Source organism: Castellaniella sp. MT123 (genome assembly GCF_039614765.1).
Lineage (GTDB): Bacteria > Pseudomonadota > Gammaproteobacteria > Burkholderiales > Burkholderiaceae_B > Castellaniella.
Window position 1 is genome coordinate 1,857,362 of sequence record NZ_CP154879.1, and the last position, 13,408, is coordinate 1,870,769.

General features: G+C 62.8%; 14 protein-coding genes. 3 read left to right on the forward strand and 11 right to left on the reverse strand.

Going from position 1 to position 13,408, the window contains the following annotated elements:
* Nucleotides 1–5: 5 nt before the first annotated feature.
* The 10 genes from nuoH to ABCV34_RS08760 all read right to left on the reverse strand — a co-directional run bounded on the left by nuoH (nucleotide 6) and on the right by ABCV34_RS08760 (nucleotide 9,768).
* Nucleotides 6–1,079: an NADH-quinone oxidoreductase subunit NuoH gene (gene nuoH / locus ABCV34_RS08715; RefSeq protein WP_345795837.1), complete on the reverse strand. Its 1,074-nt coding sequence runs from the start codon at nucleotides 1,077–1,079 to the stop codon at nucleotides 6–8.
* Nucleotides 1,080–3,410, reverse strand: coding sequence for an NADH-quinone oxidoreductase subunit NuoG (gene nuoG / locus ABCV34_RS08720; protein WP_345795838.1), 2,331 nt, complete (start codon nucleotides 3,408–3,410; stop codon nucleotides 1,080–1,082).
* Between the two features lie 14 nt (nucleotides 3,411–3,424).
* A complete protein-coding gene (nuoF, locus tag ABCV34_RS08725) occupies nucleotides 3,425–4,795 on the reverse strand; it encodes an NADH-quinone oxidoreductase subunit NuoF (protein WP_345795840.1) in 1,371 nt (456 codons plus the stop codon).
* On the reverse strand, nucleotides 4,792–5,274 hold the full coding sequence (gene nuoE, locus ABCV34_RS08730) for an NADH-quinone oxidoreductase subunit NuoE (protein ID WP_345798743.1): 483 nt from the start codon (nucleotides 5,272–5,274) through the stop codon (nucleotides 4,792–4,794). Before nuoE ends, nuoF begins: the two co-directional genes overlap by 4 nt.
* A gap of 31 nt (nucleotides 5,275–5,305) precedes the next feature.
* The gene (locus ABCV34_RS08735; RefSeq protein WP_345795841.1) at nucleotides 5,306–6,559 is read right to left on the reverse strand and encodes an NADH-quinone oxidoreductase subunit D; all 1,254 of its coding nucleotides are present in this window, start codon (nucleotides 6,557–6,559) and stop codon (nucleotides 5,306–5,308) included.
* A gap of 1 nt (nucleotide 6,560) precedes the next feature.
* The gene (locus ABCV34_RS08740; protein WP_345795843.1) at nucleotides 6,561–7,175 is read right to left on the reverse strand and encodes an NADH-quinone oxidoreductase subunit C; all 615 of its coding nucleotides are present in this window, start codon (nucleotides 7,173–7,175) and stop codon (nucleotides 6,561–6,563) included.
* Nucleotides 7,176–7,206: 31 nt separating this feature from the next.
* Nucleotides 7,207–7,683, reverse strand: a complete 477-nt coding sequence (locus ABCV34_RS08745) for an NADH-quinone oxidoreductase subunit B (protein WP_066457841.1) — start codon at nucleotides 7,681–7,683, stop codon at nucleotides 7,207–7,209.
* 15 nt (nucleotides 7,684–7,698) lie between these two features.
* A complete protein-coding gene (ndhC, locus tag ABCV34_RS08750) occupies nucleotides 7,699–8,058 on the reverse strand; it encodes an NADH-quinone oxidoreductase subunit A (RefSeq protein WP_345795844.1) in 360 nt (119 codons plus the stop codon).
* A 220-nt stretch (nucleotides 8,059–8,278) separates the two neighbouring features.
* Nucleotides 8,279–8,401, reverse strand: coding sequence for a CopG family antitoxin (locus tag ABCV34_RS08755; RefSeq protein ID WP_345795845.1), 123 nt, complete (start codon nucleotides 8,399–8,401; stop codon nucleotides 8,279–8,281).
* Nucleotides 8,402–8,607: 206 nt separating this feature from the next.
* A complete protein-coding gene (locus ABCV34_RS08760) occupies nucleotides 8,608–9,768 on the reverse strand; it encodes a porin (RefSeq protein ID WP_345795846.1) in 1,161 nt (386 codons plus the stop codon).
* 230 nt (nucleotides 9,769–9,998) lie between these two features.
* Here ABCV34_RS08760 and ABCV34_RS08765 point away from each other — a divergent pair, with 230 nt between their 5' ends.
* Genes ABCV34_RS08765 through ABCV34_RS08775 form a run of 3 tightly spaced genes read left to right on the forward strand, consistent with a single transcriptional unit; the run spans nucleotide 9,999 to nucleotide 12,761 of the window.
* Nucleotides 9,999–10,892 (forward strand): AEC family transporter, encoded by an 894-nt coding sequence (locus tag ABCV34_RS08765; protein ID WP_345795847.1) that lies wholly within the window; start codon nucleotides 9,999–10,001, stop codon nucleotides 10,890–10,892.
* A 43-nt stretch (nucleotides 10,893–10,935) separates the two neighbouring features.
* Nucleotides 10,936–11,442 (forward strand): tRNA (adenosine(37)-N6)-threonylcarbamoyltransferase complex ATPase subunit type 1 TsaE, encoded by a 507-nt coding sequence (tsaE, locus tag ABCV34_RS08770; protein ID WP_345795848.1) that lies wholly within the window; start codon nucleotides 10,936–10,938, stop codon nucleotides 11,440–11,442.
* Entirely contained in the window at nucleotides 11,409–12,761 is a 1,353-nt protein-coding gene (locus ABCV34_RS08775) for an N-acetylmuramoyl-L-alanine amidase (protein ID WP_345795849.1), read from the forward strand. Before tsaE ends, ABCV34_RS08775 begins: the two co-directional genes overlap by 34 nt.
* Here the strand turns inward: ABCV34_RS08775 and ABCV34_RS08780 are convergent, their stop codons facing one another.
* On the reverse strand, nucleotides 12,762–13,406 hold the full coding sequence (locus tag ABCV34_RS08780; protein ID WP_345795850.1) for a VTT domain-containing protein: 645 nt from the start codon (nucleotides 13,404–13,406) through the stop codon (nucleotides 12,762–12,764).
* Between the last annotated feature and the right edge of the window lie 2 nt (nucleotides 13,407–13,408).

Here is a 13,408-nt window from a genome sequence, read left to right on the forward strand (position 1 = left end):
ACCCCTTACTGCCAGATGTTCCAAGGCGTCTGCATCCAGATCGCCACGACCACCAGCCAGATCCCGGTCAGCGGAATGAAGACCTTCCAGCCCAGACGCATGATCTGGTCATAGCGGTAGCGCGGGAAGGTGGCGCGAAACCAGATGAACATGGACACGACCACGAAGGTCTTGATGCCCAGCCACAACCAGCCAGGCACCCAGGTGAAGGGCACGATGTCCACCGGCGGCAGCCAGCCGCCCAGGAACATGACCGATGCCATCGCCGACAGCAGGATCATGTTGGCGTATTCGCCCAGGAAGAACAGCGCAAACCCCATGCCGGAATATTCCACCATGTGGCCGGCCACGATTTCCGATTCGCCTTCCACCACGTCGAAGGGGTGGCGGTTGGTCTCGGCCACCGAGGACACGACGTAGATGATGAACAGCGGCAGCAGCGGCAGCCAATTCCAGGACAGGAAACTGACGCCATGATCGGCGAACCAGCCGGTGCCCTGTCCGTGGACGATGCCCGAGAGGTTCAGCGTGCCCGACACCAGCAGCACGGTCACCATGACGAAGCCGATCGCGAGTTCGTAGGACACCATCTGCGCGGATGCGCGCAGTGCCCCCAGCAGGGCGTATTTGGAGTTCGACGCCCAGCCGGCCACGATGACGCCATACACGCCCACCGAGGTGATCGCCATGACGAACAGCAACCCCGCGTTGACGTTGGCCAGCACGATTTCCGGCTGGAACGGAATCACCGCCCAGGCGGCCAGCGCCGGCATCAGCGTGACGACGGGCGCCACGACGTAGAGCACCGGGTTGGCCTTGGCCGGAACGATGAGTTCCTTGGTCAGCAGCTTGAACACGTCGGCGAACGGCTGCAGCAGGCCGCGATAGCCCACGCGATTGGGCCCCAGGCGCACGTGCATGAAGCCGATCATCTTGCGTTCCCAATACGTCAGGTACGCCACACACAGGATGATCGGCACCGCGATAACCACGATCTTGATCAGTGTCCAGACCACCAGCCAGGGGGTCGCCCCGATCAGATCGGTGCCGTAGGCGTTGAGGATATTCAACCAGTCCATTTAGCGTCGCTCCAGCTGGATGGCGCCCGAGCCCATGCCCAGGGCCGCGGTCTGTTCAAAGGCGCCGGCAATGCGCACGGCGCCGTCGGCCACGGTATCGTCCAGGGCGGCGGACAGATCAGCCGACCCATGTGCCGTCGAGACACGCAGGGCGTCGCCAGCCGTCAGCCCCAGGGACTGCAGCGTGACGGCGTTCATGGCGGCCTGTGGCGGCGCCGAATTGATGTGGTCCTGCAGCGGCTGGGAACGGCGCACCAGGGCGTCGGTCCGGTAGATCGGCAGTTCCGCCACGCGTTCCAGACCCGTACCGGCCGCCAGCGTACCCGGGGCCTGGCGGATCTGATTCGACAGGCGCCCATCGACGCCCCCCACCATCACGGTGTCGCGCACCGATTCGGAGGTCTCATCGTCGAAGCCCTGCAGGCCCAGCAGATTGCCCAGCACGCGCAATACCTTCCAGGCCGGACGGGTATCGCCCACCGGGGCGGCCACGCCCTTGAAGCTCTGCACCCGGCCTTCCGCGTTGACGAAGGAGCCGGACGTTTCGGTGAACGGCGCGATCGGCAGCATCACGTCGGCCCAGTCCTCGGCGGCCGAGCGGAACGCCGTGAACGCCACGGCCATCCCCGAGCCCTGCAGCGCGCGCACGGCGCGATCGCCCAGTTCGCTGTCCAGACGCGGCTCGGCCTGCAGCACCAGGTAGGCCTTCAGGGGATCGCCGCCCAGCATGCGGCGGGCATCCAGCCCACCCTGCGCCGGCACGGCGCCGGCCAGATAGCCGCCCACCGTATTGCCGCCCTGGGTCAGGAAGCCGAAGCGCCCGCCTGCCAATTGCGCGATCAGCTGCGCATTGGCGGCCAGCAGCGCCACCTGATCGTCGGACACGGCCAGATTACCCATCAGCACGGCCACGCGCTCGCCTGAAGCCAGGCTGTCGGCAATCGCGCGGGCGGATTCTCCCGGCTGCACGCCGGCCAGGCCTTCGGGCACCGGCTGGGACTTCAGGCCGGCCAGCGCCACGGCGATCTCGGCCAGCGCGCCCACCAGGGCGGAGGGCTTGACGGTCATGCGGCCAGTGACCGGCACCAGCGGGTCGGCGGCCACGCTATCCACCAGGGACAGCTGCATGCCATGTTTGGCGGCCTGGCGCAGACGCTGGGCCATCAAGGGATGATCCTTGCGCAGGAAGGACCCCACGACCAGCGTGCGGTCCAGCGTATTGAGATCGGCGATCGGCATGCCCAGCCAGGGTGTGCCGGTGCGCGCGGCATCCAGCGCCGCGCCATCGCCACGCAGCCGGAAATCGATGTTGTCCGACCCCAGGCCGCGGGTCAGCCGCGCCAGCAGGGCCAGTTCTTCCAGGGTTGCCGTGTCGGTGGCCAGCGCGCCGATCTGTGTCGCGCCGCCGTCTTCACGCACCTGATTCAGCCCGGTAACGACCGACTGCAAGGCATCGGACCAGGAGGCCTCGTGCCACTGGCCGTCGCAACCGCGCACCATGGGGTGCTGCAGACGGTCTTCCACGTACAGCCCGGCATAGGAAAAGCGGTCGCGGTCGCTGATCCAGCATTCGTTGACTGGTTCGTTTTCGAAGGGCACCACACGCAGCACGCGGTCCATCTTGGTCTGCACGACCAGATTGGCGCCCACGCTGTCATGCGGGCTGACCGAGCGGCGGCGCGCCAGTTCCCAGGTCCGTGCGGCCATCATGAAGGGCTTGGACAGCAGCGCGCCCACCGGACAGACGTCGATCATGTTGCCCGAGAGTTCGGATTCGACGGCCTCGCCCACGAAGGTGGTGATCTCGGAGAATTCACCCCGGTTGAGCATGCCGATTTCCATGTAGCCGCCGATTTCCTGGCCAACCCGGATGCAGCGGGTGCAATGGATGCAGCGCTGCATCTGTTCGGCCGAAATCAGCGGACCCATGGGCTTGTGGAACACCACGCGCTTGGGTTCTTTATAGCGCGAGGCGGATTCGCCATAGCCCATGGCGAGATCCTGCAGCTGACATTCGCCGCCCTGGTCGCACACCGGGCAATCCAGCGGGTGATTGATCAGCAGGAATTCCATCACGGCGCGCTGGGCCTCGATGGCTTTGGGCGAGCGCGTGTGCACCACCATACCGTTGGTCACGGGCGTGGCACAGGCGGGCAACTGCTTGGGGGCCTTTTCGACCTCGACCAGGCACATGCGGCAGTTGGCCGCGATGCTGAGTTTTTTGTGATAGCAGAAATGCGGGATATACAGCCCGACCGAGTGGGCAGCCTGGATGACCATGCTGCCTTCTTCGGCTTGGACCTTCAGCCCGTCGATGGTGAGTTCTACCATGGCGTGTCCTGACCCTACAGATACTTGGCGACCACACAGTCCTTGTGGTCAATGTGGTGGACGAATTCGTCGCGGAAATGCTTGATGAAGCTGCGTACCGGCATGGCGGCGGCATCGGCCAGCGCGCAGATGGTGCGACCCATCATGTTGTGCGCCACGGAATCGAGCGTCTCGATGTCGTCGGCGGTGCCCTGGCCGTGTTCCATGCGCTGCATCATGCGGTACAGCCAGCCGGTGCCTTCGCGGCACGGCGTGCACTGACCGCAGGATTCTTCCATGTAGAAATACGACAGACGCATGAGCGATTTCACCATGCAGCGGGTTTCGTCCATGACGATGACCGCGCCCGACCCCAGCATGGACCCGGCCTTGGCGATCGAGTCGTAGTCCATGTTGGTCTTCATCATGATGTCGGCCGGCAGCACCGGCGCCGACGACCCGCCGGGGATCACGGCTTTCAGTTGGCGTCCGCCCTTGACCCCGCCGGCCAGTTCCAGCAGCGTGGCAAAGGGCGTGCCCAGCGGGATTTCGTAGTTGCCGGGAAGTTCGACGTCGCCGGAAATAGAGAAGATTTTCGTGCCGCCCGCCTTTTCGACGCCCATTTCCAGATAGGCCTGAGCGCCCACCTGGAACACGAAGGGCACGGCCGCGAAGGTTTCCGTGTTGTTGACGGTGGTCGGCTTGCCGTACAGGCCGAAGCTGGCCGGGAACGGCGGCTTGAAGCGCGGCTGGCCCTTTTTGCCTTCGATGGATTCCAGCAAGGCGGTTTCCTCGCCGCAGATGTAGGCGCCAAACCCGTGATGCGCATGCAACTGGAATGAAAATCCCGACCCCAGGATGTCGTCGCCCAGGAACCCGGCCTGGCGGGCTTCGTCCAGGGCTTCTTCGAAGCGCTGGTAGATCTGGAAGATTTCGCCGTGGATGTAGTTGTAGCCGACCGACGCGCCCATCGCAAAACCACCGATGATCATGCCTTCGATCACCGAGTGCGGGTTGTAGCGCAGGATGTCGCGGTCCTTGAAGGTGCCGGGTTCGCCCTCGTCGGAATTGCAGACGATGTATTTCTGGCCCGGCAGATTGCGCGGCATGAAAGACCATTTCAGGCCGGTCGGGAAACCCGCGCCGCCACGCCCGCGCAGACTGGAAGCCTTGAGTTCGGCGATCACGTCGTCGGGCTTCATGCCGGTGGTCAGGATCTTTTTCAGCGCCGTGTAGCCACCGCGCGCCATGTAGTCCTGGATGCCCCAGTTGTTGCCATTCAGCCCCGCCAGGATCTGGGGATTGATGTGGCGACCATGAAAAATCATGCTGCGGGCGGCATCGCCGCCCAGGTCCGGATTCAGCGCATCCGTCGCATATTTTTGCAAGACGTCCAGCGCGCTCATGCCGACTCCTTCAGGTCCCGGATCAGGGCGTCGATTTTTTCGGGCTGCATGCGGCAGCACATGTGTTTGTCGTTCGCGATGACCACCGGGGCGTCGCCGCAGGCGCCCATGCATTCGCCTTCCTGCAGCGTGAACAGGCCGTCAGGCGTGGTTTCGTGGAAACCGATCCCGAGTTTTTCCTTGAGGTATTCGGCGGCCTGCGTGCCGCCCTGCAGCGCACAGGGCAGATTGGTGCAGATGGTCAGCGTGTAGCGCCCGACCGGATGGGTGTTGTACATCGCGTAGAAAGTCGCGATTTCCTGCACCGCGACCGGCGGCATGCCCAGATAGGCGGCCACGTCGCGGATGACGTCGGGCGAAACCCAGCCCTTTTCGGTCTGGGCGATGGTCAGCGCCGCCATCACGGCCGACTGTTTCTGTGCCGGCGGATATTTGGCAATTTCCCGGTCGATGTCCCGGTAGGCTTGTTCGGAAAGCAGCATCGTCATGGTCCTGTGGTGTCCGGGGCGTCTAGCGGTCGATCTCGCCAAACACGATATCCTGGGTGCCGATGATGGTCACTACGTCGGAAATCATGTGGCCCTTGGACATTTCTTCGAGCGATTGCAGATGGGCGAAACCCGGGGCGCGGATCTTCAGGCGATAGGGCTTGTTGGCCCCATCGGAAATCAGGTAGATACCGAATTCGCCCTTGGGGTGTTCCACTGCGGCATAGGCCTCGCCTTCGGGCACGTGCATGCCTTCGGTGAAGAGCTTGAAGTGATGGATCATGTCTTCCATGCCGGTCTTCATGCGTTCGCGCTTCGGGGGGGCGACCTTGTGGTTGTCCACGATCACCGGGCCGGGATTGTTGCGCAGCCATTCGATGCACTGGCGGATGATGCGGTTGGATTCGCGCATTTCCCCGATGCGGCACAGATAGCGGTCGTAACAGTCGCCGTTTTTGCCGACCGGGATGTCGAAATCGACCTTGTCGTAGACCTCGTAGGGCTGCTTTTTACGCAGATCCCATTCGATGCCGGAACCGCGCAGCATGGGGCCGGTGAAACCCAGCGCCAGGGCGCGTTCGGGCGACACCACGCCGATGTCCACCAGACGCTGTTTCCAGATGCGGTTTTCCGTCAGCAGGACCTCGTATTCGTCCACACAGGTGGGGAAGCGGTTGGTGAAGTCCTCGATGAAGTCCAGCAACGAACCCGAGCGCGCCTCGTTCATGGCGCGCAGTTCTTTCGCGGAACGGTATTTGGAGCCCTTGTATTGCGGCATCGTATCGGGCAGATCGCGATACACCCCGCCCGGGCGATAGTAGGCCGCGTGCATGCGCGCGCCCGAGACCGCTTCGTAGCAGTCCATCAGGTCTTCGCGCTCGCGGAAGGCGTACAGGAACACCGCCATGGCGCCCACGTCCAGCGCGTGCGAACCCAGCGACATCAGGTGATTCAGGATGCGCGTGATTTCGTCGAACATCACGCGGATGTACTGCGCGCGCAGCGGTATCTGGATACCCAGCAGACGTTCCACCGCCATGCAGTAGGCATGTTCGTTGCACATCATGGACACGTAGTCCAGGCGGTCCATGTACGGCAGCGTCTGCAGGAAGGTGCGCGTTTCGGCCAGCTTTTCCGTGGCCCGGTGCAGCAGACCGATGTGCGGATCGGCGCGCTGGACGACTTCGCCGTCCAGTTCGAGCACCAGGCGCAGCACCCCGTGCGCGGCCGGGTGCTGCGGGCCGAAGTTCAGGTTGTAGTTCTGGATTTCTGCCATGTCAGTACCGCTCTATGCCGTAGTGATCCTCGCGCACCACGCGCGGGGTGATTTCGCGCGGCTCGATCGTGACCGGTTGATAAATGACGCGCTTCTGTTCGGCGTCGTAGCGCATTTCCACGTGGCCGGAAATGGGGAAGTCCTTCCGGAAGGGATGGCCGATGAAGCCGTAGTCGGTCAGGATGCGGCGCAAATCCGGATGACCCTCGAAGACGATGCCGTACAGGTCGAAGGCTTCGCGTTCGTACCAGTTCACCGCCGGCCAGATGTCCACCAGGGACGCCACCACCGGGAATTCGGCGTGTGTGGCGTAGGTGCGCACCCGCAGACGCCAGTTATGCGTGACCGACAACAGATGGATCACCACCGCGAAACGGTGCGGATGGGGCGCATAGCCCGGACCGTAGGTGGGCGCCTTCCAGGCCGAATAATCGACCCCGCAGAGATCCACACAGGTTTCGAAGCGCAGGCTGGCGTGATCGCGCAGCACCCGGCAGGTGTCCACCCAGGATTCGGCGGGCAATTGCAGCGTGAGTTCGCCCAGGGACTCGGTCAGGTCGACCGAGCCACCCAGGACATCGCGCAGATTGGATTCTAGAGTCTGTAACCGTGTCATATGCGGATCATCAGGATCGTCAGGCGGCGCCCTAGCGGGCGATGGTATTGGTCAGGCGGATCTTGTTCTGCATCTGCAGCAGACCGTAGACCAGGGCTTCCGCCGTGGGCGGGCAGCCGGGCACGTAGACGTCCACCGGCACGATGCGGTCGCAGCCGCGCACCACCGAATAGGAATAGTGGTAGTAACCACCGCCATTGGCACAGGACCCCATGGACACCACCCAGCGGGGTTCCGGCATCTGGTCGTAGACCTTACGCAGAGCCGGGGCCATCTTGTTGCACAGCGTGCCGGCCACGATCATCAGGTCGGACTGGCGCGGACTGGGCCGGAAGATGATGCCGAACTGGTCCAGGTCGTAGCGCGCCGCGCCGGCATGCATCATTTCCACCGCGCAGCAAGCCAGGCCGAACGTCATCGGCCACAACGAGCCGGTCTTTGCCCAGTTCAGGAATTTATCCGCACTGGTGGTCATGAAGCCTTTTTCCATGACGCCTTCAACAGCCATTTTGCTCACCCCCAATTATTCCCAGTCCAGGGCGCCGCGGCGCCACTCGTAGATGAAACCCACCGTCAGGATGCCCAGGAAAATGGCCACCGCCCAGAAGCCCACCATGCCGATGGCGCCGTTGGCCATGGCCCAGGGGAACAAGAAAGCGATTTCCAGATCGAACATGATGAACAGGATGGCCACCAGGTAATAGCGCACGTCGAATTTCATGCGCGAGTCGCCGAATGCCTCGAAGCCGCATTCGTAGACCGACAGCTTTTCCGGATCGGGCACGTTGCGCCCCAGCAGGCGCCCGGCAGCCAGCAGGGCGGCGCCGATCAGCGTGGCAACGATGATGAAAAGCAGCACGGGAAAGTACTGTTCCAGATTCATGATGGGCCTCGGTTCCGGAAGATCAAACTACGGGATTGTAGCATTTCGACAAGCAGCTTCGCCGGGAAAACCCGGGGTTGAAACACATTTGATGGGGATCAATTCAGCTAAGCACAGATCGGCTTTCAGGCGCCTGAACTGGTGGCGTCAAACAGACGCAACTCTGGGCTGCCATGGGTCCAGCAGGGTCCTCCGCACTCGCCCGGAAGCTCGTTCCAGCCTACTGGGGCTCATGACGCATCACGTCCGATTCCTGCAGCATACGGACGTAACGGGCGTAGGGAATGCCCCTGGCTTTGGCTCGCGCCTTCACCGCATCGAGCAGGGTGGCAGGCAGGCGCATGTTCAGTGATGCTGTCTTAGGTTCCAGTTCGAAGTGTAGTGGTCTGAACTGTGAAAAAAAATGCCGGACCACAGCCAGTCTGGCGCGGAAAGCAAGAAAGCCACTCCGAAGAGTGGCTTTCTTGCTTTGAAGGTCGAGACCCTCGCTGTTCGTGACGGCCCGGCGAACCGGGCCGTATCGCGGCGTGGACAAGCCACGCGTCGCGATTAGAACTTGTGGTTCAGGCCGATACCGGCTTCCGTACCCTTCAGATCCTTCACGTAACCCACGTTCTGCATGTAGGAAGCGTACGTGTACAGCTTGGTGCGCTTGGACAGCGGGTATTCGTACTTCAGCTGGTAGGCGTTGATGTTGCCAGCGTTGCTACCCCACTTGTCGTCGTCCTTCAGGTTCGAGTGCGAACCGCTGTAGAAGGCGAACAGACGGCCCGGACCCACCGGGGCGCTCAGACCCAAAGCCCAGTTGTTGGACTTGAAGTCTTGATAGCCATTGCCCAGACCGTAGCCCGTCAGACCAGCCAGACCGTCATAGGAGTTGGCATCGCCGTTCCAACCGATCTTGCCGTTGCGGTCCTGACCGAACATGGCCGAGAACTTGACCACTTCGAAGTCATAGGCACCGTTGATCTGCCACGCAGTCATCGCGTTGACATTGCGGGCGTTGGCGTCCTGTCCATAGACGCTCTGACGGTCATAAGCAGCACCCAGGGCCAGGGGGCCGTTGGTGTAGCCCAGACCGACGGATCCGCGGCTGCCACGGCCAGCCGATTGCTGGGGAGCGGTCGAGCCGCTGATGACGGTCGTGCTGTTCGAGTTGGCGGTGGAGCCCGTGCCGTACAGCAGGACGGCCTTGAAGCCGCTGAAGGACGGGGTCGTGTACTTGAACGAGTTGTTCACACGGGTGCCGGAAGACAAGCCAGCGGCACCGAAGACCTTGTCGAAGTCACCCAGGTTGTTGCCTTCTTCGGCAGCCATGGTGTCGATACCAGCGGAGTACTGGCGGCCCATCGTGAAGGTACCCCAGTTGTCGCTGGACAGACCCACGAACGACTGGCGATTGAACTGGTTGCTGGAATTGCTAGCGGCACCAGTACCGATATTGAACCCCTGCTCCAGTTGGAAAATGGCGCGCAGTCCGTCACCCAGGTCTTCGGAACCCTTCAGGCCCCAGCGGTTACCGTTCAGGGTACCATCACGCAGACCCGAGGAACGGGCACGGAGGTCCGCACCGTTGTGGTTGTACTTGAAATTCTGAAAGCCGTAGCCGGTATCCAGGATACCGTACAGCGTCACGGACGTTTCTGCTTGAGCAACGCCGGCGGTGGCGAAACCGGCCAGCAGAGCAGCAGCGAGCAGAGTCTTTTTCATGTAAGAAATCTCCGTAGATTGGTGTGAATCAGAGCAGGCAAACAACATCCTGTGCTGCTGCTCCTTCTAACTCCGCGAAGGGAAGTTAGGGCTATTGCATCAAAAATCCGGAATGAATGCCATGCCGGACACATGAAAACCGCCAGTTTCCCGAAAAGCCGTTGCAGAGCTACAACACCAATGTATCTCGACCCTACAATGCCAGGCAACCGGAACCACCGCGCACCTCCATGTCCGTCATTCTGCTGATCCTGCCTGACTTCCTGCTGATCGCCCTGGGGTGGCTGCTGCTGCACCGGTTCGGGTTCGATCGGGTGTTTTTCGTCCAGGCGGAAAAGCTCGTGTATTTCGTGCTGTTCCCGGCCCTGCTGTTCCACTCGATCACGCGGGCGCCGCTGGCGCTGGGCAGCACCACGGTGCTGCTGGCGGCCACGGTCGGGATCATGCTGGGGGGTATCGCCCTGGCCTGGTTGGGGCGCCTGGCGGTTCGCGCCGATCCTGGCGCGCACGCCTCGACCGCGCAATGCGCCTTTCGTTTCAACAGCTATCTGGCGCTGTCGTTGGCGGCCAGCCTGGGCTGGGCCGGCGCCCAGGCGACGATGGCGGTGATCCTGGGGTTTGCGGTGCCCATCAGCAACATGGGCGCGGTGCATGCCCTGGCCAGCCGGCACGGCGGGCGGGCGCTGCGGGAAATGGCCCGCAATCCCTTCATCCTGGCGACGCTGGCCGCGCTGACCTGCAATTTTCTGCAGATTCCCATCCCGCATCCGGTCGAGGTCACCTTGGGGCGTCTGGGCGCCTGCGCGATCGCCCTGGGCCTGCTGTGCGTCGGCGCGACCCTGTCGCTGGCCGGCGGACGGACGCATGCGCCGCTGATGGCCTGGATGATCGGCGCGAAACTGATCCTGCTGCCGCTGTGGACGCTGGCGCTGACCTGGATGCTGGATCTGCCGGTTCAGGAACGTATCGTGCTGCTGCTGTTTTCCGCGGTGCCCACGTCGTCGGCGGCCCATGTGCTGGCGGCCCGGATGGGCGGCGACGGGCGCCTGGTGGCGGTCACGATGTCGATCGGAACGCTGCTGTCTGCAGTAACACTGCCGTTCTGGCTGGGGATCACCGGGTGATCGGCCACCCCGTACAATGCTCGGCAGTCTGGGAACCCGAATTATGACGACACCATCCTCCCCCCTGGAATGGCTTCTGCCCGATGAAGAGGCCACCGTGGCCCTGGCGCAACGCCTGGCCGCGCTGGTTTGTGGCCATGGGCCAGAGGCCCTTTCTCCTGGGGGGAGCATCCACCTACGCGGCGAATTGGGAGCGGGCAAAACCAGCCTGGCGCGCGCCCTGTTGCGGGCCGGTGGCGTGACCGGTCGGATAAAAAGTCCTAGCTACGCGCTTCTTGAAAGCTATAATGTTTCTAACTTATACTTCTATCACTTTGATTTCTATAGATTTAGCAGTGCGCACGAATGGCGGGACGCAGGCTTTGGCGAACTGCTCGATGAACATGCTGTCGTCCTGATCGAATGGCCCGAACAGGCAGGCACCCGGTTGCCGCCTCCAGATCTGGATATTTTTCTAGAGTATGCAGGCACCGGACGACGCGCATGGCTCAGCGCTTGTAGCGAAAAAGGACACTTATGGCTGACGCATTTGACCCCGTCGCGCCGATGAACGCTCCCCAAGTTCCCCTGCGGCGCAAATTGATCGCTGGCGGCTGCACGCTGCTGGTGCTGCCCCTGATTCCGCGTCTCGCGCATGCGGCCACGATCGTGGCCGTGCGGACCTGGCCGGCCGACGAATACACCCGCGTCACGCTGGAAATGGACACCGAGCTGAAAGCCGAGCATTTCACGCTCGACAATCCCCACCGCCTGGTTGTCGACATCGACGGCGTACACCTCAGTTCCGCCATCAATGACCTGGTCTCCCGGATCAAGCCCAACGACCCCTACATCAGTTCGGTGCGCGTGGGGCAGAATCGGCCGAACGTGGTGCGCCTGGTCTTCGACCTGAAGCAAGACGTCGCCCCCCAGGTCTTCACGTTGAAGCCAGTCGGCGACTACAAATACCGCCTGGTGCTGGATTTGTATCCGAAGGTCGCCCAGGATCCGCTGATGGCGCTGCTGAAGGATTCGCAGAACGACCCGCTGGCCGGGATCCTGGAAAACCTGGCGCAGAACAGCCCGTCCGAGGCACCGATCCCCTCGGTGCGCGGACAAAAATTGCCACCGCCGGAACCCTCCAGGCCGCCCGCATTCGCCAACCCCAGCCCCGGCAGCCGGCGCGACCGCCCGATCCTGATCGCGCTGGATCCCGGGCACGGCGGCGAGGACCCCGGCGCCACCGGTCAGCGTGGCACCCACGAAAAAGACATCGTGCTGCAGATCGCGATGCGGCTGAAAAAGCTGATTGATGCGCAGCCCAACATGCGCGCCTATCTGACACGCGACCGTGACTTTTTTGTACCGTTGAACGTGCGTGTACAGAAGGCGCGCCGCGTGCAGGCGGATCTGTTCATTTCCCTCCACGCCGACGCCTGGATCAAACCCTCCGCACGCGGGTCTTCCGTCTGGGCGCTGTCCGAGCACGGCGCCACCAGCACGGCGGCGCGGTGGCTGGCCAAGAAGGAAAACGACGCCGACCAGATCGGCGGCATCGACCTGGGGTCGCACAACCGCCAGGTGGCCCAGGTGCTGCTAGACCTGTCCACCGGCGCGCAGATCAACGACTCGATCAGAGTCGGCACGCAGATCCTGGAGGAAATCGGGAAGATCAACCGGCTGCACAGGAACCGGATTGAGCGCGCCGGTTTTGCCGTGCTGAAGGCGCCGGACATTCCGTCGATCCTGATCGAGACCGCTTTCATCAGCAACCCCGAAGAAGAATCGCTGCTGCGCACACCCGCGCATCAGCAGCGAATCGCCTCGGCGGTCATGAGCGGCGTGAAGGACTATTTCGCGGCCAATCCGGCGCTGGCAAGACGGGCCTGATCAGGCGGTTCCCGTCCTCTTGCGCCGCAGCAGTTTCCACAACACCCCTGCCGCAGCCGGCACGGCGGCGGCAGCCACGCCGATCAGCACGATGGTGTTCAGGTGCTCTTTGATGATAGGCACGTTGCCAAAGAAATAGCCCAACGTGATCAGGCCGGCGATCCAGGCGATGGCGCCGATCGCGTTGTAGAGCTGGAACATGGCCAGGCGCATGCCGGCCACCCCCGCCACGAAGGGCGCGAAAGTCCGGAACAGGGGCACGAAACGCGACAGGATGATGGTCTTGCCCCCATGCTTTTCATAGAAAACATGGGTCTTGAGCAGGGCTTTCTTGTCCAGAAAACGGTAGTCGCGCGAAAAGACCTTCGGGCCGATCAGGCGGCCGACCGAATAATTGACCGTATTACCCAGGATTGCAGCCACGATCAGGATTCCGCCCATCAGCACCGGATCGAGCTTGCCGCTCGCGCCGAAGGCGCCCGCGATGAACAACAGCGAATCCCCCGGCAGAAAGGGCAGCACGACCAGGCCGGTTTCGCCAAAGATGATGAGCGCCAGGATCAGATAGATCCAGGCCCCGTACTGGGCGACCCACACGCCCAGCGACTGATCGATATGCAGAACAAGATGCAAAAACTCGGCCATGA

Coding starts and splice junctions, on each gene's coding strand:
- nuoH (WP_345795837.1), bottom strand. CDS start 1,079: ATGGACTGGTTGAATATCCTCAACGCCTACGGCACCGATCTGATCGGG.
- nuoG (WP_345795838.1), bottom strand. CDS start 3,410: ATGGTAGAACTCACCATCGACGGGCTGAAGGTCCAAGCCGAAGAAGGC.
- nuoF (WP_345795840.1), bottom strand. CDS start 4,795: ATGAGCGCGCTGGACGTCTTGCAAAAATATGCGACGGATGCGCTGAAT.
- ABCV34_RS08735 (WP_345795841.1), bottom strand. CDS start 6,559: ATGGCAGAAATCCAGAACTACAACCTGAACTTCGGCCCGCAGCACCCG.
- ABCV34_RS08740 (WP_345795843.1), bottom strand. CDS start 7,175: ATGACACGGTTACAGACTCTAGAATCCAATCTGCGCGATGTCCTGGGT.
- ABCV34_RS08745 (WP_066457841.1), bottom strand. CDS start 7,683: ATGGCTGTTGAAGGCGTCATGGAAAAAGGCTTCATGACCACCAGTGCG.
- ndhC (WP_345795844.1), bottom strand. CDS start 8,058: ATGAATCTGGAACAGTACTTTCCCGTGCTGCTTTTCATCATCGTTGCC.
- ABCV34_RS08755 (WP_345795845.1), bottom strand. CDS start 8,401: ATGCGCCTGCCTGCCACCCTGCTCGATGCGGTGAAGGCGCGAGCCAAA.
- ABCV34_RS08760 (WP_345795846.1), bottom strand. CDS start 9,768: ATGAAAAAGACTCTGCTCGCTGCTGCTCTGCTGGCCGGTTTCGCCACC.
- ABCV34_RS08765 (WP_345795847.1), top strand. CDS start 9,999: ATGTCCGTCATTCTGCTGATCCTGCCTGACTTCCTGCTGATCGCCCTG.
- tsaE (WP_345795848.1), top strand. CDS start 10,936: ATGACGACACCATCCTCCCCCCTGGAATGGCTTCTGCCCGATGAAGAG.
- ABCV34_RS08775 (WP_345795849.1), top strand. CDS start 11,409: ATGGCTGACGCATTTGACCCCGTCGCGCCGATGAACGCTCCCCAAGTT.
- ABCV34_RS08780 (WP_345795850.1), bottom strand. CDS start 13,406: ATGGCCGAGTTTTTGCATCTTGTTCTGCATATCGATCAGTCGCTGGGC.